At 71.3% G+C, this 17,679-nt stretch carries 16 protein-coding genes; 7 read left to right on the top strand and 9 right to left on the bottom strand.

The window, feature by feature from the left end:
- Positions 1-47: 47 nt before the first annotated feature.
- Together ACFWNV_RS34855 and mca are read right to left on the bottom strand one after the other, a co-directional pair.
- On the bottom strand, positions 48-266 hold the full coding sequence (locus ACFWNV_RS34855; RefSeq protein WP_383954864.1) for a hypothetical protein: 219 nt from the start codon (positions 264-266) through the stop codon (positions 48-50).
- 2 nt (positions 267-268) lie between these two features.
- A complete protein-coding gene (mca, locus tag ACFWNV_RS34850; RefSeq protein ID WP_383954862.1) occupies positions 269-1,150 on the bottom strand; it encodes a mycothiol conjugate amidase Mca in 882 nt (293 codons plus the stop codon).
- A 122-nt stretch (positions 1,151-1,272) separates the two neighbouring features.
- On the opposite strand from mca, the gene ACFWNV_RS34845 reads away from it, so the two are divergent.
- Both ACFWNV_RS34845 and greA read left to right on the top strand, forming a co-directional pair.
- On the top strand, positions 1,273-1,686 hold the full coding sequence (locus ACFWNV_RS34845) for a DUF4307 domain-containing protein (protein ID WP_383954860.1): 414 nt from the start codon (positions 1,273-1,275) through the stop codon (positions 1,684-1,686).
- A gap of 113 nt (positions 1,687-1,799) precedes the next feature.
- A complete protein-coding gene (gene greA / locus ACFWNV_RS34840; RefSeq protein WP_383954858.1) occupies positions 1,800-2,297 on the top strand; it encodes a transcription elongation factor GreA in 498 nt (165 codons plus the stop codon).
- A 104-nt stretch (positions 2,298-2,401) separates the two neighbouring features.
- Here greA and ACFWNV_RS34835 read toward each other — a convergent pair whose 3' ends face one another.
- The 3 genes from ACFWNV_RS34835 to ilvA form a co-directional block, all read right to left on the bottom strand.
- Positions 2,402-3,253, bottom strand: coding sequence for an ABC transporter permease (locus tag ACFWNV_RS34835; RefSeq protein WP_383954856.1), 852 nt, complete (start codon positions 3,251-3,253; stop codon positions 2,402-2,404).
- Positions 3,250-4,290 carry an ATP-binding cassette domain-containing protein gene (locus ACFWNV_RS34830; RefSeq protein ID WP_383954854.1) on the bottom strand — a complete coding sequence of 347 codons (1,041 nt, stop codon included), beginning with the start codon at positions 4,288-4,290 and terminating at the stop codon, positions 3,250-3,252. Before ACFWNV_RS34830 ends, ACFWNV_RS34835 begins: the two co-directional genes overlap by 4 nt.
- A gap of 190 nt (positions 4,291-4,480) precedes the next feature.
- A complete protein-coding gene (gene ilvA, locus ACFWNV_RS34825; protein ID WP_383954852.1) occupies positions 4,481-5,713 on the bottom strand; it encodes a threonine ammonia-lyase in 1,233 nt (410 codons plus the stop codon).
- A 297-nt stretch (positions 5,714-6,010) separates the two neighbouring features.
- On the opposite strand from ilvA, the gene ACFWNV_RS34820 reads away from it, so the two are divergent.
- The 3 genes from ACFWNV_RS34820 to ACFWNV_RS34810 all read left to right on the top strand — a co-directional run bounded on the left by ACFWNV_RS34820 (position 6,011) and on the right by ACFWNV_RS34810 (position 7,436).
- Complete coding sequence (locus ACFWNV_RS34820; RefSeq protein ID WP_383954866.1) at positions 6,011-6,544, top strand: MarR family winged helix-turn-helix transcriptional regulator; 534 nt, start codon at positions 6,011-6,013, stop codon at positions 6,542-6,544.
- Positions 6,545-6,720: 176 nt separating this feature from the next.
- The gene (locus ACFWNV_RS34815) at positions 6,721-7,197 is read left to right on the top strand and encodes an RNA polymerase (RefSeq protein ID WP_383954850.1); all 477 of its coding nucleotides are present in this window, start codon (positions 6,721-6,723) and stop codon (positions 7,195-7,197) included.
- Positions 7,194-7,436: a hypothetical protein gene (locus ACFWNV_RS34810; RefSeq protein ID WP_383954848.1), complete on the top strand. Its 243-nt coding sequence runs from the start codon at positions 7,194-7,196 to the stop codon at positions 7,434-7,436. The genes ACFWNV_RS34815 and ACFWNV_RS34810 overlap by 4 nt, the downstream gene beginning before the upstream one ends.
- A 51-nt stretch (positions 7,437-7,487) precedes the next feature.
- Here ACFWNV_RS34810 and ACFWNV_RS34805 read toward each other — a convergent pair whose 3' ends face one another.
- Positions 7,488-8,645, bottom strand: a complete 1,158-nt coding sequence (locus ACFWNV_RS34805; protein WP_266905149.1) for a cystathionine gamma-synthase — start codon at positions 8,643-8,645, stop codon at positions 7,488-7,490.
- Positions 8,646-8,759: 114 nt separating this feature from the next.
- On the opposite strand from ACFWNV_RS34805, the gene ACFWNV_RS34800 reads away from it, so the two are divergent.
- Together ACFWNV_RS34800 and msrA are read left to right on the top strand one after the other, a co-directional pair.
- Positions 8,760-9,866, top strand: coding sequence for a hypothetical protein (locus ACFWNV_RS34800; RefSeq protein ID WP_383954846.1), 1,107 nt, complete (start codon positions 8,760-8,762; stop codon positions 9,864-9,866).
- A gap of 95 nt (positions 9,867-9,961) precedes the next feature.
- Positions 9,962-10,630: a peptide-methionine (S)-S-oxide reductase MsrA gene (gene msrA, locus ACFWNV_RS34795; protein WP_383954845.1), complete on the top strand. Its 669-nt coding sequence runs from the start codon at positions 9,962-9,964 to the stop codon at positions 10,628-10,630.
- A 138-nt stretch (positions 10,631-10,768) separates the two neighbouring features.
- Here the strand turns inward: msrA and ACFWNV_RS34790 are convergent, their stop codons facing one another.
- The 3 genes from ACFWNV_RS34790 to ACFWNV_RS34780 all read right to left on the bottom strand — a co-directional run bounded on the left by ACFWNV_RS34790 (position 10,769) and on the right by ACFWNV_RS34780 (position 17,574).
- Positions 10,769-12,253, bottom strand: coding sequence for a recombinase family protein (locus ACFWNV_RS34790; RefSeq protein ID WP_383954843.1), 1,485 nt, complete (start codon positions 12,251-12,253; stop codon positions 10,769-10,771).
- Between the two features lie 163 nt (positions 12,254-12,416).
- Positions 12,417-15,167, bottom strand: a complete 2,751-nt coding sequence (locus ACFWNV_RS34785; RefSeq protein WP_383954841.1) for a PKD domain-containing protein — start codon at positions 15,165-15,167, stop codon at positions 12,417-12,419.
- A 229-nt stretch (positions 15,168-15,396) separates the two neighbouring features.
- Positions 15,397-17,574, bottom strand: coding sequence for a sulfatase-like hydrolase/transferase (locus tag ACFWNV_RS34780; protein WP_383954839.1), 2,178 nt, complete (start codon positions 17,572-17,574; stop codon positions 15,397-15,399).
- Positions 17,575-17,679 lie beyond the last annotated feature (105 nt).

The raw sequence follows: 17,679 nt of genomic DNA, 5'->3' as shown, positions 1-17,679 counted from the left end.
GGCCGCGAACGGCGGCCGGGCGGCGGTCACCCCATGCGGGCGGACCCCTACGGGGCGCGCGGGCCCTCCGTCGGGGCGGGCTCGGGGGCTTCCTTGAAGTCGACGCGGCCCATGTGCCGGCTCATCGACTTCATCAGGCCCCACACCCCGAGGGCGAGGGCCGCGAACACGATGAATCCGAGCAGGCCCGGGGTCACCTTGTTCTTGTCGAAGGTGTCGCCGGCCAGCGGGAGGAGCTGGGCGATTGCTTCGTGCGTAGCGCTCATAGCTACGCATTCTCCCGGATGCCCGCGAAGAGGTCGGACTCGGGGAGGGAAGTGTCCACGAGGGACTTCGCGAGCTCGTACTCCTCCGTCGGCCAGACCTCCTTCTGGATCTCCATCGGGACGCGGAACCAGCCGCCGTCGGGGTCGATCTGCGTGGCGTGCGCGATGAGGGCCTTGTCACGGATCTCGAAGAAGTCGGCGCAGGGCACGTGGGTGGTCAGGGTCCGCTCCTTGCGCTCGAACTCCTTCCAGCGCTCCAGCCACTCCCCGTACGGGGATTCCAGGCCGCGGGCGAGCAGCGCCTCGTGCAGGGCGATGGTGCGCGGCTTGTTGAAGCCCTGGTTGTAGTAGAGCTTCTGCGGCTGGTAGGCGGGGCCGAACTCGGCCTCCGGGTACTTCTCGGTGTCGGCCGCGTGATCGAAGGCCACCATCGTGATCTTGTGGGTCATGATGTGGTCGGGGTGCGGGTAGCCCCCGTTCTCGTCGTACGTGGTGACGGCCTGCGGCCGGAAGGCGCGGATCTTCTTCACCAGACGGCCGGCCGCCTCGTCGACGTCGGCCAGGGCGAAGCAGCCCTCGGGCAGCGGCGGCAGCGGGTCGCCCTCGGGCAGCCCGGAGTCGACGTATCCCAGCCACTCCTGGTCGACGCCGAGGATCTCGCGCGCCTCGTCCATCTCCTTGGCGCGCACCTCGTGGATGTTCTCCTCGATGTACGGGTCGCCCTGGAGCTTGGGATTGAGGACGGAGCCGCGCTCACCGCCGGTGCAGGTGACGACCAGCACGGACACCCCCTCGGACACGTACTTGGCCATGGTGGCCGCGCCCTTGCTCGACTCGTCGTCGGGGTGGGCGTGGACGGCCATCAGTCGAAGCTGCTCGGTCAAGACAGGATCCTCTTTGAGTCGTCAGGGCGGGCGCTCCTATAGTGACCGAATCGGGAGGTGGAAAAATTCCGGGGGGTCGCCCCGGGATCCCGGTACTCCGCCCACCTCGAAGGGAACGATCGATGAGCGCGGTGCGCGAAGAGCTGCCCGAGGGCCGCTACGGCCGGTCGGCGGACGAGCGTGCCGACCGCAAGCTCAAGGTCATCGGCTCCGTCCTCGGGGTCGCGCTGCTGGGTGTGGTCGGCTGGATCGGCTGGGACTACGTGGCCGGGCAGAGCGTGAGCGCCGAGCTCATCAAGTACCAGGTCGTCTCCGACAGCGAGGTCCAGGTGCACCTGGAGGTGCGCAAGGAGGCCGCGGTCACCGGGGTGTGCACGCTGAGCTCGCAGGACGAGGGCCACGGTGAGGTCGGCCGCGGCGATTTCACGTTCGCACAGAAGAGCGGGCGCGTGGACGAGGTGGTCACGCTGAAGACCACCGCCCGGGCCACGATGATCGAGATCGTCGGCTGCCGCGTGGCCGGTTCCGCGAGCTGACCTGACGCAGTTCACACACTTGGCGTCCTCCCCCTTTTCTTCCCGAATTGTTAGGCTCGTGGTTTCGTCCGCCGCTGGCGGCTTTGTAGTCCCTGTACCGACGAGGAGCACCCGTGACCCAGACGAGCGAGAGCGTCACCTGGCTGACCCAGGCGGCGTACGACCAGCTGAAGGCCGAGCTGGAGTACCTCTCTGGTCCCGCACGGTCGGAGATCACGATCAAGATCGCGGCGGCCCGCGAGGAGGGTGACCTCCGTGAGAACGGCGGTTACCACGCGGCCAAGGAGGAGCAGGGCAAGCAGGAGCTGCGCATCCGCCAGCTCACGCAGCTGCTGGAGCGGGCCAAGGTCGGTACGGCCCCCGCCGCCGACGGCGAAGTGGCCCCCGGCACCCTGGTCAAGATCGCCTTCGACGGTGACGAGAGCGACACCATGGAGTTCCTGCTGGCCTCGCGCGAGTACGCGTCCTCGGACTTCGAGACCTACTCCCCGCAGTCCCCGCTGGGCTCCGGCGTGCTGGGCAAGAAGATCGGCGAGGACGCCGAGTACGAGCTGCCGAACGGCAAGCAGGCGTCGGTCAAGATCCTCGACGTCAAGCCCTTCACCGGCTGATCACCCCCCTTTCTTTTCCACCCGCTCCACCCTCTTTCACCGCGAAGCCCCGCCGAGCCGCTGCTCGACGGGGCTTCGCGCATAGGGGTTACGGCCTGCGGCGCCTATGCCGTCGCCGACCGGTACTTGCGTACCGCCAGGGTCCGGAACACCACGATGATCACGACGGACCAGATCAGCGAAGCCCACACCGGGTGCGTCATCGGCCAGGCGTCCGACGGCGACACACCCGGGTTGCCGAAGAGTTCGCGGCAGGCCTGGACGGTCGCGCTGAACGGGTTCCACTCCGCGATGGGCTGGAGCCAGCCCGCCATGTTCTCGGTGGGCACGAAGGCGTTGGAGATGAAGGTGACCGGGAACAGCCAGATCAGCCCGCCCGAGGTGGCCGCCTCCGGGGTGCGCACCGACAGACCGATCAGGGCGCCGATCCAGGAGAAGGCGTAGCCCAGGAGCAGCAGCAGGAGGAAGCCCGCCAGCGCCTTCGGTACGCCCTCGTGGATGCGCCAGCCCACGAGGAGCGCCACGATCGCCAGGACGACCATGGTCAGGGCGGTCTGCACGAGGTCGGCCAGGGTGCGGCCGGTGAGGACCGCGCCGCGGGCCATCGGCAGCGACCGGAACCGGTCGATGAGGCCCTTGTGCATGTCGTCGGCGATGCCCGCGCCGGCTCCGGCGGTGGCGAAGGTGACGGTCTGGGCGAAGATGCCGGCCATCAGGAACTCGCGGTAGGCGGCGGGCGAGGTGGAGCCGCCGATCATCATCGAGCCGCCGAAGACGTAGCTGAACAGCACGACGAACATGATCGGCTGGATCAGCCCGAAGATGACCATCTCCGGGATCCGGGACATCCGGATCAGGTTCCGCTTCGCCATCACCAGGGAGTCGTTGATCCCCTGGACGATGCCGCCGCGCGGGCGGGGCGCCACCAGCTCCGGGGTCGTGGAGGTGAGGGTCACTTCGCCACCTCCTTACGGTCCTTGCGGCCGCCCGCCGACTTCGCGGACTTCGCAGCCTTCGCGCCGTCGGGTGCCTCGCCGTTCTCCTCGGCGGTGAGTTCCGCCGCGTGGCCGGTCAGGGAGATGAACACGTCGTCCAGGGTGGGACGGCGCAGGCCGATGTCGTCGATCTCGATGCCGCGCCCGTCGAGTTCACGGATGACCTCGGCGAGCAGCTTGGCGCCGCCGGAGACCGGCACGGTCAGCTTGCGGGTGTGCTCCTCGACGGTGGTCTCGCCCTTGCCGAAGCCGGCGAGCACCTCGCGGGCCGTGGCTATGTGCTCGCGCTCGTGCACGACGACCTCGACGCGCTCGCCGCCCGTACGGGCCTTGAGCTCGTCGGAGGTGCCGCGTGCGATGACCCGGCCGTGGTCGACCACGGCGATGTCGTGCGCGAGGTGGTCGGCCTCCTCCAGGTACTGCGTGGTGAGCAGCAGGGTGGTGCCGCCGGCGACCAGTTCCTGGATGATCCCCCACAACTGCTGGCGGTTGCGCGGGTCGAGGCCGGTGGTGGGCTCGTCCATGAACATCACGGGCGGGCTGACGACGAGGGCCGCGGCGAGGTCGAGGCGCCTGCGCATGCCGCCGGAGTACGTCTTGGCGGTGCGGTCGGCGGCGTCGCCGAGGTTGAAGCGCTCCAGCAGTTCGGTGGCCCGGGCCTTCGCCGCCTTGGCGCCCATCTGGTAGAGCTGGCCGACCATCTGGAGGTTTTCCCGGCCGGTGAGGTATTCGTCGACGGCGGCGAACTGGCCGGAGAGGCCGATCGAGCGCCGGACTTCGTTGGGGTGTTTGAGGACGTCGATCCCGGCCACGACCGCCTTGCCGCTGTCGGGCTGGAGGAGGGTGGTCAGGACGCGGACGGTCGTGGTCTTGCCCGCGCCGTTGGGGCCGAGCAGACCGAGGACCGTGCCTTCGGGTACATCGAGGTCAACGCCGTCCAGAGCCCGTACGTCGCCGAAGGTCTTGACCAGACCTTCGGCGTAGATGGCGCCTGGCATATGGGTGCTCCCAGTGCGAATCGAACCGACTGAATCGTGACATTCCTACGCAAATCCTATGGGCGCCGAGCCGACCTCGCTCGGCCGAACGGGCGACACCGTATCGCGTCATATCGCGTCTCGCCACCGGGGCGGGAACATCACGAACATCACGTCGGCCAGGGCTCGTCGCCCTTGGCCCATCGCCCTGCTAGCTCATGACCGTGTACCCCGCGCCGTGCAGCGCCCGCGCGACCTCCGCGCAGTGCTTCGGCCCCTTCGTCTCCAGGTGCAGCTCCACCTCCACCTCCGTGAGCCCCAGGCGCGGATCCGTCCGCACGTGGCTCACGTCCAGCACGTTCGCATCCACCACTGACAACTCGCCCAGCAGACCGGCCAGCGCCCCCGGGCGGTCGGTCACCCGCAGCCGCAGCGACAGGTAGCGGCCGGCCGCCGCCATGCCGTGGCGCAGGATCCGCTGCAGGAGCAGCGGATCGATGTTGCCGCCGGACAGCACGGCCACCACCGGGCCGTCGCCGTACAGTTCGGGCTCGCTCAGCAGCGCCGCCACCGGGCTGCACCCGGCCGGCTCGACCACCAGCTTCGCCCGTTCCAGGCAGAGCAACAGCGCGCTGGAGAGCGCGTCTTCGGACACCGTACGGACGTCGTCGAGCAGCTCGCCAATGATTTTGAAGGGGATGTCGCCGGGCCGGCCCACCTTGATGCCGTCCGCCATCGTGACCGGATTGTCGATCGACACCGGGTGTCCGACCTTCAGCGAGGGCGGGTACGCGGCCGCGCCCGCCGCCTGCACCCCGATCACCCGGACGTCGGGGCGCAGCGCCTTCACCGCGACCGCCACCCCGGCGGCGAGCCCGCCGCCGCCGATGCCGACCAGGATCGTGCGCACCTCGGGGCACTGCTCCAGGATCTCCAGGCCGACCGTGCCCTGGCCGGCGATGATGTCGCGGTGGTCGAAGGGGTGGATGAACACCGCTCCCGTGCGGTCCGCGTAGTCCTGGGCCGCGGCCAGCGTCTCGTCCACGACCTGCCCGTGCATCCGCACCTCGGCGCCGTAGTCCTGGGTCGCGGCCACCTTCGGCAGGGGCGCCCCGACCGGCATGAACACGGTCGAGCGGACCCCGAGGAGGGAGGAGGCCAGCGCCACGCCCTGGGCGTGGTTGCCCGCGCTGGCGGCGACGACGCCTGCGGCCCGCTGCTCGGGGCGCAGGCCGGCGATGCGCACGTACGCGCCGCGCAGCTTGAAGGAGCCGGTGCGCTGGAGGTTCTCGCACTTGAAGTGGACGGGGGAGCCGGTGAGCGAGGAGAGGTACCGGCTGCCCTCCATCGCGGTCACCCGGGAGACGCCGGAGAGCATCTTCTGGGCCCCCCGGATGTCGTCGAGGATGACCTGCGGGACGGGCTGCGGCACGCGGTAGTTCATACGGCCAGTCTCGCAGCCGGGCCGCCGCACGTTCCGCTGCGCTGGGCGGGACGGGTGAGCGGCAGGCCCGGGGGGCCGTGCGGGAGCCGGACCGGACCCTGACCGGGCCCTCACCGGACCCGGACCGGACCCGGACCGAGCCCTCACCGGACCGTCGATATCTCGCCATGCGGGACGGCTCGTAGACGCCGTTTCACCGCTGCCGTATCAGTTCTTGTACGAGGAGTACGAGCCGTCCCACGGCCGCGTACTCTGTCCCCCATCCTTGTCGGCCCCATGCGAAGAGAGCCCACGGCCATGCCCTCCATCCCGGCCAGTTCCGACCTGCCCGCGCCGGCCGGCGCGCCCGCCGAAGCCGGTCTCCTCGACGCGCTCCAGCACCAGGTTGCGGTCTTCGCCCGGCGCGCCGAGCAGACCCGCCTGGGCGGGGTCGGCCAGGCCCGCAACTCCATGGACCGGGCCGCGTACCTGCTGCTGAACCGGCTCGACCTGGAAGGCCCGATGGGCGTCAAGGCGCTCGCCGGCGGCATGGGCATCGACTCCTCCACCGTCACCCGTCAGGTCGCCCCGCTCGTCGACAGCGGCCTGGTCAAGCGGACCTCGCACCCCGAGGACGGCCGGGCCGTGGTGCTCGCGCTGTCCCCGCGCGGGCTGGCGCGGCTGGAGGAGGTCCGCTCCTCGCGGCGCGAGCTGATGGCCCGGGTGACGGACGGCTGGGACGAGGAGGAGCGCGAGGCGTTCACCGGTCTGCTGACCCGTTTCAACGTCTCGCTGTCCGAGCTGATGTCGGCCGGCTCCGAGCCCGGATCCGAGGCCGGCCCCGCCTCCTGACACCCGGCTGACAGCGGCTGACACCCGGCTGACACCGACTGAGGCGCGGCTGAAGCCGGCTGACGCCCGGTTGGGGCCCGGCTGACGCCCGTCCGGGTCCCGGCTGGATCCCGACTGTGTTGCGACTGGTGCCCGACCCCTTCCGAGGCGGTCCCTCCGGCCGCACTATGTGGACTGTGGACCACGGGCCGGGCCCCTACGCGGAGTTCGAAGCCTTCGTCGCGGGAGCGGCGGGGCGGCTCCTGCGCGTCGCGATCCTGCTGACGGCGGAGCCCGCGACGACCACCGCCGACGCCCCCGCCGCGCGCGGGCTGCTCGGCGGCGCCCTGGCCCGTACGTACGCCGACTGGCGCAGGCTGCGCGGGGACGACCCGTACGACCACACCCGCCAGGAGCTGTGCGCCGCCTTCGCCCGCACCGGCCGCCGCCACCACGGGGGCAGCGGGGTACTGGGGCGGCTGGGCCCGCTGGAGCGGCTCGTCGTGGTGCTGCGGCTCTACGAAGGGGTCGCGGAGGAGGTCACGGCCGCGCAGCTGGGGCTGGCGCCCGAGCGGGTACGGGCCCTGTGCGGCCGGGCCGTCGCCGAGCTGGGCTCCCGCCCCGGCGCCGCCGCCGGTACCCGGCCGGACGCCCGCCGCAAGGAGGCGGCATGAGTCCCGCCGACCCCCGGGAAGCCCAGGTCAAGCGGCTGCTGGAGGGTCCGTACCCGGCGGTGCCGCCCGATCTCGCGGCGGGCGCGGCCGCCCGCGGCGACCGGCTCCTGCGGCGCCGCAGGACCGTGCGGCGGATCGGCTGGACCCTGCTGTGGGCGGCCGTGGTGGCCTTCGTGGTGTGGGCCTCGCTGACCGGCGCCTGGTCGACGCCTTCGAGCGAGGTCTCCCCGCCCTGGTAGGGCGTGCTCGGGCGGGGAGGCCTGCTCGGCCTGCTCGGACTCGCGGGGTGACTAGCCCAGCGCCTGCGCGAGGTCGGCCAGCAGGTCGTCGGCGTTCTCGATGCCCACCGACAGGCGGACCAGGTCGCCCGGGACCTCCAGGGCCGAACCGGCCACCGAGGCGTGGGTCATGCGGCCCGGGTGCTCGATGAGGGACTCGACGCCGCCGAGGGACTCGCCCAGGGTGAAGATCTTGGTCCGGTCGCAGAGCGCGACGGCCTCCTCCTCGCCGCCGGTGACGCGGAAGGAGATCATGCCGCCGAAGTTGCGCATCTGCTTGGCGGCGATCTCGTGGCCCGGGTGCTCGGGCAGGCCCGGGTAGAGGACCGTGTGCACCTTGGGGTGGCGGACCAGCATCTCGGCGATCTTGCCGGCGTTCTCCGCGTGCCGGTCCATGCGGACGGCCAGCGTCTTGATGCCGCGCAGCACCAGCCACGAGTCGAAGGGGCCGGCCACCGCGCCCATGGCGTTCTGGTGGTAGGCCAGCTCCTCGCCCAGCGCCGCGTCGGCGGCGACGAGCGCGCCGCCCACGACGTCGGAGTGGCCGCCCATGTACTTGGTCAGCGAGTGCACGACCACGTCCGCGCCGAGCGCGAGGGGCTGCTGCAGGTAGGGGGACGCGAAGGTGTTGTCCACGACCAGCTTGGCGCCGGCCGTCCGCGCGATGTCGGCGACGACGGCGATGTCCGTGATGCCGAGCAGCGGGTTGGAGGGGGTCTCGACCCAGATGACCTTGGTCTTCGGGGTGATCGCCGCGCGCACCGACGCCGGGTCGGAGGTGTCGGCGACCGACCACTCGACGCCCCAGCGGGAGACGACCTTCGCGAAGAGGCGGAACGTGCCGCCGTACGCGTCGTTCGGGATGACCACGTGGTCGCCCGGGGAGAGCAGCGTACGCAGCAGGCAGTCCTCGGCGGCGAGCCCGGACGCGAAGGCGAGGCCGCGCCGGCCGCCCTCCAGCGCCGCGAGGTTCTCCTCCAGCGCGGTACGGGTCGGGTTGCCGCTGCGGCTGTACTCGTAGCCGCCGCGCAGTCCGCCGACGCCGTCCTGCTTGTACGTGGACACCTGGTAGATCGGGGGTACGACCGCGCCGGTCAGCGGGTCCGCCGTATTGCCCGCGTGGATGGCACGGGTTTCGAAGCTCTGGTGCTCGTGGCTGTCGTCGCTCATGGCCCCGATGCTATGCCCCGTACGAGCCCTCCGCGGCCCCGCCCCGGGGCGTGACGAGCTCCCCTCTTTGCCTCCTATTGGCTTTCGCCCGGGTCGGTCTGGTTCGCTGGGGGCATGGAGATTCTGTGGTTCCTGCTCGCGATGGGTCTGCTCTTCGCCGCCCTCTCACCGATCCTGCGCCGCAGGCGCGGCGGCCTGCGCCTGGTCACGCCCGGGAACCCGGACGCCGCCGACCCGGCGGACTACGGATTCGCCCTCCAGGAGGAGCTCGACATCCGGATCCCGGGCCCCGACCAGGACCTGATGGACGCCCTCGACCACGTGCGGCGCACCGGGCAGTGGCAGGCCGCCTCCCAGCTGCTGGCCGGTACCGCCCGGGAGGGTGAGGTGCGCTGGCAGCGCGTCCAGGCCTTCGCCGGCTCGGCGGCACTGGAACTCTCCCAGGAGCCCGGGGCCGGGGCGCGGTGGCTGAAGGCCTGGCGGCTGGAGGCCCCGAAGGACGCGGGCGGTGCGCAGGTGCACGCCGAGCTGCTGGCGCAGCAGATGTGGCGGCGCCCGGAGGGCATGAGCGAGGCCGACGTACGGATCATCGCGGAGGAGGCCCGGGAGTCCTGCCAGAAGGCCGCGCTACTGGCGCCCGGAGACCCGGTCCCGTACATCATCGAGCTGTCCGTGGCCCGCATGCTGCACTACTCCGAGCCCGAGTACGACGCCCTGTGGGCGAAGATCATCGACCGGGCGCCCCAGCACATGGGCGCGCACCTGGCGGCACTGAACTACTGGTGCGAGAAGTGGCACGGCTCCCGCGAGAAGGCCGACGCCTTCACCCACCACGCGGCGGCCCGCGCCCCCCAGGGCTCCCTGCTGGCGGCGCTCCCCCTCTTCGCCCTCTACGAGCACGTCCCGGACGTCGTCCTGATCCGCAGCTTCCACCAGAGCGCGTCCGTGACCCGCGCGGTGGAGGGCGCCCTGTACGCGGTCCACAGCGCGCGCCCCGACGACCCGATGCTGGCGCACGTACGCCACCTGCTCATCCTCTTCCTCGTCGGCGGCGAACGCTGGGCGGAGGCCATGGACCAGATCCGCCACGTCGACGGCTACGTCGGCGCCCTCCCCTGGTCCGCCGACCCCGACCCGGCCGCCTCGTACGCCATCTACCGCGCCCTGGCGGTAGCCGGCTACGAAGCCAACGGCGGCTCCCCGGCAACGCTGCCGCACTGACGGCGGCCCGCGCGGCCCGGGCGGTACGGGCGGTACGGGAACGGGAATCCCCGCCCCCCGTCTGCCGTTATCGGTAGACCACTAGGAGGGAATCCATGTTCTCGTACCGCCGCACGCCCGAGCTCCCCACCCGCGAGGAAGCCCTGACCGGCCGCGCGGAGCCGCTCTTCGGCCTGCCCGCCGTGCACACCGTGCTCGGCAACCCGCTCGCGGGCCCGTACCCCGCCCACCTGGAGGTCGCGGACTTCGGCCTCGGCTGTTTCTGGGGCGCCGAGCGCAAGTTCTGGCAGACCCCGGGGGTGTGGACCACCCTGGCCGGCTACCAGGGCGGTTTCACCGAGAACCCGACCTACGAAGAGGTCTGCTCGGGCGGCACCGGCCACACCGAGGTGGTCCGGGTGGTCTTCAACCCCTCCCTGGTCTCCTACGAAGCCCTGCTCAAGCTGTTCTGGGAGTCCCACGACCCCACCCAGGGCTTCCGCCAGGGCAACGACGTCGGCACCCAGTACCGCTCGGCCGTCTACACCCACTCCCCCACCGCCCAGGCCACCGCCGAAGCCTCCCGCGAGGCCTACCAGCGCGTCCTGACCGGCTCCGGCTACGGCACGATCACCACGGCCGTCCTCCCGGCGGCGGAGCGCACCTTCTGGCCGGCGGAGGCGTACCACCAGCAGTACTTGGACCGCAACCCCGGCGGCTACTGCGGCATCGGCGGTACGGGCGTGAGCTGCCCGATCGGCATTGCCGGGGCGCCCGCGGAGTGACCGGCGCCCGCTCCGCGGCCCTGCGCACGAACCGCTGACTCGGCCCGGCAGAGCCACAGGCCTGCCGGGCCGATGCTTCCGTGCGAATTGAAGACGGGTCTGGCCGCCGTCACACCCCTCGGGGTACAGATCTCCCCGTCAGTCCCGCCATCTCGGAACCAGCAGATCAGGGTTGAACGGTCGTCGTCCTCCGCCTCCCACCGGCAGCACTGTCGCAGAGAGCAGCACCTCCCTGATCAGGGCACGCTTCTGCCCCAGGTCGAGCCTGCCCGAGGTCCAGTGCTCGCGTACGTCGCCGGTGATTTCGGCGGCCCGCTGTCGGCTCAGGACGTGACGCGTCCTGTCCGCACGGAGTTCCTTGACGCGCGCTTCCGTCCGCTGATTCTCGGGGAAGAACAGCTGATCCGATACCTGGTCTTCCTGCCATGCCTGGAGCAGCTTGCGCTGCTTGGTCATCAGGCGGGCCAGCTCTTTCTCCCCTCCCCACGTCTCGTCGGCACGCGTCGCCCTGGCCGCCCTCTCCTCCAGCTTCGCGAGGACGGCCTCCGTGATGAATTCGTCGACCTTGGCACCGTTCCGTCCGGTGCCCCCGCATCCGCCCATTTCCTTGCTGGGGCACTGATAGAGGTAGCCCCCAGAGAGGTCCGCTCTTGCCGTTGCCCTAAGGGGCGAGTCGCAGATCCGGCCGTTCTCACGAGGCTTTCCGCACCGAAGGATTCCCGTCAGCAAGTACGAGGGGGTGCGGTAGTCCGTGACGGATCCGTCAGCCTTCACGTTGGGGCCGATGCGGGCCGAGAAGATCCCGTCGATGGCCATCCATTCCTTGGGCGTGATGACAGGCGTCCAAAGACCTGCAACCGGAACGCCGTTGGCATCACGCACCAGCTCGCCGTTGTGCTTCCTCCAGCCGCACAACCGCGGGTTCCACAGAGCGAGTTTGAGGGAGCGACTTGCCCACTCCTTGCCGTTGATCGTGCGGACGCCGGCCTCCTGCCACTCACGCAGGATCGAGTGGAGTGACCTGCCCGCGATCAGCTCGCGGGCGGCTTTCGCCAGCCACGCCGCCTCCTCGGGCTCCAGCGTGAGCTTGTCGCCCTTCCAGCCGAACGGGCGCTTCCCGCCCACCGGGATGCCCAGCTCCGCGCGAGCGCGGTGTGAACTGCGCGCACGCCGCTGCATCTTGCGGACCTCCATCTTGGAGATGACGACGCCGAAGAGACCCATGGACTCGACGTCTTCGCTGTAGAGGTTCTTCGACCCCTTCGCGTCGGCGTAGACCCTTCCTTCCTCGTACGTGAGCGCGTCCACGAACCGCTCGTAGTCACCCGCCCGGCGCGTGAGCCGGTCGTCGGCGACGACGATGACGCCGCGTACGGACTGCCCGTCCGGCATGTGGCCCGACTTGAGCGCCTTCACCATGCATTCGAAGCCCGGACGCACCACTGCTGCCTTTGCCGCCGACAGGTCGTTGTCGGTGTAGCGATGCACGATCGTCCAGCCGAGACGGGCCGCCGTCTCCCCGTTCACCTTGTGCTGGTCCTCGACGCCGTGACCGTCCCTGGCCGTGTCGGCGGAGATTCGCGCGTACGAGACCACCGGGAGCACCGGTGCCGCTTCGTTCACTTCCCACCCCTCTACGAAGAGCCATTAATTCTACGCAAAGAGAAGTGCTCACTTAGCAGTATTAGGACAAGAACCCGGTAGCTGACCGACGAGACCGTACGACAGAGCCCCGGCCCCCGCGCTTCGCGGTGGCCGGGGCTCTGGCGTGTGCCAGGGGCGTCCGTCAGCCGGTCGTGAAGTAGCCGAGGAGGTCGGTGATCACGTGGCTGGAGCCGCCGTAGCTGTTGAAGATGCTCACCTTGCCGCCCGTGCCGACCTGCGTCGTCACGTGGTTCGGGACCGTGAGGCCGGGGAGGGTGTTGAGGCTGCTGGCGGCCGGGAGCGTGCCGCCGGAGGCGTACGCGGTGAGGAAGCCGGGGGCCGTGGTGTCGGTGGCGGTGATGTTGAGGACCGCGCCGACGGCGGTGGAGGGGATGCTGGCGACCGTGGTGGTGGCCCCGGGGGCGAGCTTGCCGGTGGTGCGGGTGTCCGCGAGGCGCTTGGGGACGACCGGGGTGAAGAGGGCCTTGCCGTCCTTGCCGTAGTAGCCCACCGCGTCAAGGATCAGGTGGGTGGACCCCGTGTTGGTGTAGAGCGTGATGGTGCCGTTCGGACCGACCGGGACGATCGCCTGGTTGGACTTGTCCTTGCCCGGCTCCACGTTCAGGTTCGAGGTGGTGGGGCGCTTCGCCGGGTCCGGGTAGGCGCTGACGAACGCCTCCTGCGTCGCACCCGTGCTCGTCAGGTTCAGGGCGACGGCGGTGGCGTCCGCCGGGATGCCGTTGACGCCCGCCACCTTGACCGTACGGGTCTTCCCGCCGCCGAGCGCGCCGCCGGTCGTACGGGTGTCAAGGACACGGGTCGGGGCCAGCGGGGAGAACCGCTCGCCGATGTTGGGCTGGTAGTAGCCCACGAAGTCCACGATGACCGAGGCCTTGCCCGAGTTCAGCTGCGCCTGGATCTTGCCGTCGGCACCGACCGGGACGGTGACCGTGTTGGACGAAGTGCCGCCGGCAACGACGTTGACGTTCGAGGTCGCCGGACGGGGCTGCCCCGAAGGCCAGATGCTGAGGTGGGTGTCCTCCGTGGCGCCGGTCACCGTGACGTTCAGGACCGCCGAAGCCATGCCTCCCGAGAGCTCGTGTCCGCGGATGGCGGTCGAGTTGGGCAGCTGGACGGGGACCGGATACCCGCCCTGGACGGGGGTGTTGGTGGTGCGGGTGTCCAGCAGCCGGAAGGGCTCGGAGGCGACGTAGCCGGAGGGTGCGTACCGGGCCTTGACGGTCTTGGCGACCGTGGACTTCGCGCCCTTGGAGTCCTGGAGGGTCAGCGTCACCTGGTAGTCGCCGGGTGACTTGTAGGCGTGACTTGTTCCGTACAGCTCGTCGACGTGCACGGTCTCGCCGTCGCCGAAGTCCACGTCCATGCTCGTCACCGGCCACGGTGCCGCGGTGACCGCCGTGTCGAACGACATGGTCAGCGGTTTGGCGCCGCCCAGGGGACTGGTGTTCGTCGGCAGGTTCGGCTCGGCCGTGAACGCGGCGGTCAGCGGGCCTGCCGGGGTCACCTTCGCGGATCCGTTGCCGGAGACCTCTTTCCCGACGGCGTTGATCGCCGTCACCGTCACCCCGCAGTCGCACGGCGCGCTGTACACGTGCTCCGCGGCGGTCGCCTTGGTGGTCACCGGGGGCGTCCCGTCACCGAAGTCGTAGCGGTAGGTGAGTGCGGCGGCCCAGGAACTCGTCGGCTTCGCCGTCGCCTTCACCTTGGTGCCGACGGGCGCCCACGCCGGTGCGACGCCCGGCTCGACAGCGCTCAGGTCGTCCTGGGTTTCGAAGGCGCCGCGGTCGACGTACCCGCCGCCCTTGCCCGTGTTGGGGACGCGCGGGTCGTCCGCGACCGGCTTCCCGTAGTAGTCCACGGGCAGGACGCCCGGCGCCGTCGGGTCGCCCGAGTCGATGGTGGGAGAGCCGTCCTTCGGGCCGACCGCCTCGTAGTCCGGGGCCAGGATGTCGTGGGCGCCCTGGCCCGTGCCGGCCTTGAACGCGGCCGGGGTCGCATAGTCCGTACCGGCCCACGTGTAGGGGGTCATCTTGACCTCGGGGCCGGTGATCACGTTGTAGTCGGCCCGGACACCCGGCGCCGCGTTCGCCGCCACCAGGATGCCGGTGCGCGGTGCGGGCGAGGTGCAGCGGAACTCGCGGCTCCAGGTGACGAACACGTTGTTGGACACCGTGGAGCCGGTCGAGGCTCCCTTGACCGAGAGGGCCGCCTCGCAGGAGGTGACGAACGTGTTGTTGGTGACGGCCGTCTCCGGAGCGTCCGCCAGGGTGACGGCCGTCTTGATGGACACGCCGTAGATCTGGTTCCGGCTGAGCACCGTGCGCCGGGCTCCGCCTTCGACCCAGACCGTGGCCAGTTCGCTCCGGGTGACGCGCACGTCCGTGCTTCCCTCGCCGACGACGAGGCCCTTGAGCCCCTCGTCGGCCCCCACGAAGAGCTGGTCCAGCTCGATGTCTCCGGAACCTACGACCTGGATGCCTTCGCCGATCTGGAGCTTGCGGATCACCACGTGGGAGGCTCCGGCGACGGTCAGACCCTGCGCGAGGGAGGGCCTGAAGTTCCTTTGGTCCTCCGCGGCTGCGAAGGTGATCGGCTTGCCCGGTTCTCCCGAGCGGTCGATGGTGACCTTTTCGGGGTAGGCCGTGTCCGGCGCGATCCACACGGTCTGGCCCGGCTTGACCACCTTCGCGGCTGCCGATATCGAGCAGAACGGGACGGCCTTCGTCCCGGTGCCGCCGTCAGAGCAGTGGGAGCCTTTCGCACTGTTCACGTACAGGTCCGCCGGGTCCGCGGCGGCCGCGGCGGTGGCCGGCAGGCCGAGGAGGGTGACGAGCCCCGCGGTGAGCAGGGCCGTCCTACGGGTAGGGCGCACGGGGCAGGGGTTCCTTCGGCGACGAAGCGAGGGGGAAGGACCGTCACAGGACGCGGCACCGCAGGCGGCTGCCCTGCCGTTCCCCCCTGCAACGGTCGGGCGCACAATGATCCGCAAGTCTCCGAGCATCATCCACTGCCGTGCACCCGCTGTCACCCCCGATGATTCGCCGCCATTCCCCCATAACCGCCCACCGGAGGGGCCTCCCATCCCCGCCGGTGGGCGGGTCTCAGACCACCGTCACCCGCGCCGCCGCCCACGAGGTGTGGTCGAAGGCGGAGTTCGCGTTGGCGTCCTCGACCACCAGGTGGAGGAGGCGGATTCCGCGGACGTCCACGTCGAGCGCCGTCGGGCCCGAGGCGCCGGTCAGGACGCCCGTCGTGGCGAGGACCCGGCCGTCGCCGCGCACGGTGGCGCGGGTGGCCCCGGACGCGGACTGCTTCTTCGAGAAGTCGTCGATGCCGACCAGGGCCGTGAAGCGGTTCCCGCGGCCGCCCAGGTGGTAGACGATCTCGGAGGGGGCGTGCACGCCGAGGCCCTTCGCGTACGTGACCCCGCCGAAGGCGATCGGGGTGCCGTCGCCCGCCGCCTGTTTGCCGTTGGAACGGTCGATCTCGACCGGGCCCCAGCCGTTGGCCGCCGAGACCCAGGGCAGGTCGCTGAGGTAGCTGTCGCGCACGGGCGGGGCGGGCAGCGGGGCGTACGGGGTCTTCGCGGTGAAGGTGTGGCCGCCCGCGGTGGCCGTCGCGGTGAGGGTGGTGGCGGCGGCGCCCGGCGGGGCGGTGAGGGTCCACACCGTCGTCAGGGACTCCCCGGGGGCGAGGGAGGCCGCCGCGGCGGGGCCCGCCGGGGTCGCGGTCCAGCCCGCCGGGACGGTCGGTGCGACCCGGGCGTCGGCCCAGGGGCGGGCCGTTCCGTTGGCCAGGGTGGTGGTGAGCGTGCCGGCGGACGGGGCGGCCGTCGCGGTGAGGCCCCAGGGGCGGCGGGTGTACACATCGGCCCATGAGGAGCGGAGCAGGGCCGTGAGGGAGGCGACGACCGCCGGGTTCGCGGCGGCCACGTCGCGCTGCTCGGCAAGGTCCGCGGTCAGGTCGTAGAGCTCGAACTGCCACTGGGCGTCCGGTACGTTGCGGTCCCGCGCCGGGGCGAACCGTACGGCCTTCCACCGGTCCTTGCGGATGGCCTCCGCGACCTGCTTCGCCCGGCCGCCGTCCTGCGCGTTGGCCCGGCTGGTGACGCCCTGCTCGTCCCGGTACCAGTACAGGTGGTTGTGCAGGGGGGCCAGGGCGGGGGCGCCGTTCAGGACGGGGGCCGCCGAGAGCCCGTCGATGTCGGAAGGGGCCGGGGCGCCGCCGGCCAGGTCGGCGAGGGTGGGCAGGAGGTCGTAGAGCGGGGTGGGGCGGGCGCTGGTGGTGCCGGGGGCGATCCGGCCCGGGGACCAGGCGACGAGGGGGACGCGGACGCCGCCCTCGTACAGGTTGCGCTTGTAGCCGCGCAGCGGGCCGTTGGCGTCGAAGAGGTCCGGGTTGACCCCGCCCTCCTCGTGCGGGCCGTTGTCGGAGGCCACCAGGACGACCGTGCGCTCGGCGACCCCGCGCGCCTTCAGCCGGTCGACGACCGCGCCGACCTGGGCGTCGAGGAGGCTGATCTGCGCCGCGTGGGACTTGTTCGCCTGCGTCCAGGACCGGGAGGCGTAGGCGCTCGCGTCGGGGATGTCGCTCGGGGCGTGCGGGAGGTTCGGGGTGAGGAAGAGCAGGAAGGGGGCCGGGCCGGCGGCGTGGGCGTCTATGAAGCCGAGGGCGCGCGCGGCGATCGCGTCGGGGGCGAAGGTGCCCGTCGGGACGGTCTCCTTGGCGTTGCCGTTCCAGAGGTACGCCGGGTAGTACTCGTGGGCGTGCCCGTGGTCGATGTACCCGTAGAACTCCTCGAAGCCGCGCGCGGACGGGTGGCTCGGCTGGTTCCCGGCCTCGGGTCCGAAGCCCCACTTGCCGAAGAGGCCCGTACGGTAGCCGCGCGCCCGGAGCACCTCCGCGAAGGTGGTGTCGCCCGCGCCGAGGCTGCCCTGGCCCCCGCTGGAGGGGTTGGCCCGGACGGCGGCGTGGCCGGTGTGCAGGCCGGTCAGCAGTGCGGCGCGGGAGGGCGCGCAGACCGCGGCCGCGGAGTAGGCGTCGGTGAACCGGAGCCCCTCGGCGGCCAGTTGGTCGATGCGCGGGGTGGTGATCAGTTTCTGGCCGTACGCGCCGAGGTCGCCGTAGCCCAGATCGTCGGCCAGGATCACCACGAGGTTCGGCGGCCCCTGCGCCCCGGCGGCTTCGGCCGCCCGCGCGGGCTGGACGGCCTGCGGGAGGGCCGCGAGGCCGACGGCGGCGGCCGCGGAACCCGCGAGGAAGTGGCGGCGGCTGGACATCTCGAACTCCCCGGAGACAGAAGGCTGGTGGGAAGATCGTCCGCGCGGGCGGCTTCTCCAGGAGCAGGTGCACGCCTCGCGCGGCGGCGGCCACGGCCAGGTCGG

This window comes from Streptomyces sp. NPDC058401 (assembly GCF_042722885.1).
In the GTDB taxonomy this organism is placed as follows: Bacteria; Actinomycetota; Actinomycetes; order Streptomycetales; family Streptomycetaceae; genus Streptomyces.
The sequence above is the reverse complement of the archived record's forward strand: the minus strand, read 5'-3'. Positions and strand labels throughout refer to the sequence as shown.

Coding starts and splice junctions, on each gene's coding strand:
- ACFWNV_RS34855 (WP_383954864.1), bottom strand. CDS start 266: ATGAGCGCTACGCACGAAGCAATCGCCCAGCTCCTCCCGCTGGCCGGC.
- ACFWNV_RS34845 (WP_383954860.1), top strand. CDS start 1,273: ATGAGCGCGGTGCGCGAAGAGCTGCCCGAGGGCCGCTACGGCCGGTCG.
- ACFWNV_RS34830 (WP_383954854.1), bottom strand. CDS start 4,290: ATGCCAGGCGCCATCTACGCCGAAGGTCTGGTCAAGACCTTCGGCGAC.
- ilvA (WP_383954852.1), bottom strand. CDS start 5,713: ATGAACTACCGCGTGCCGCAGCCCGTCCCGCAGGTCATCCTCGACGAC.
- ACFWNV_RS34820 (WP_383954866.1), top strand. CDS start 6,011: ATGCCCTCCATCCCGGCCAGTTCCGACCTGCCCGCGCCGGCCGGCGCG.
- ACFWNV_RS34810 (WP_383954848.1), top strand. CDS start 7,194: ATGAGTCCCGCCGACCCCCGGGAAGCCCAGGTCAAGCGGCTGCTGGAG.
- ACFWNV_RS34805 (WP_266905149.1), bottom strand. CDS start 8,645: ATGAGCGACGACAGCCACGAGCACCAGAGCTTCGAAACCCGTGCCATC.
- ACFWNV_RS34800 (WP_383954846.1), top strand. CDS start 8,760: ATGGAGATTCTGTGGTTCCTGCTCGCGATGGGTCTGCTCTTCGCCGCC.
- msrA (WP_383954845.1), top strand. CDS start 9,962: ATGTTCTCGTACCGCCGCACGCCCGAGCTCCCCACCCGCGAGGAAGCC.
- ACFWNV_RS34780 (WP_383954839.1), bottom strand. CDS start 17,574: ATGTCCAGCCGCCGCCACTTCCTCGCGGGTTCCGCGGCCGCCGCCGTC.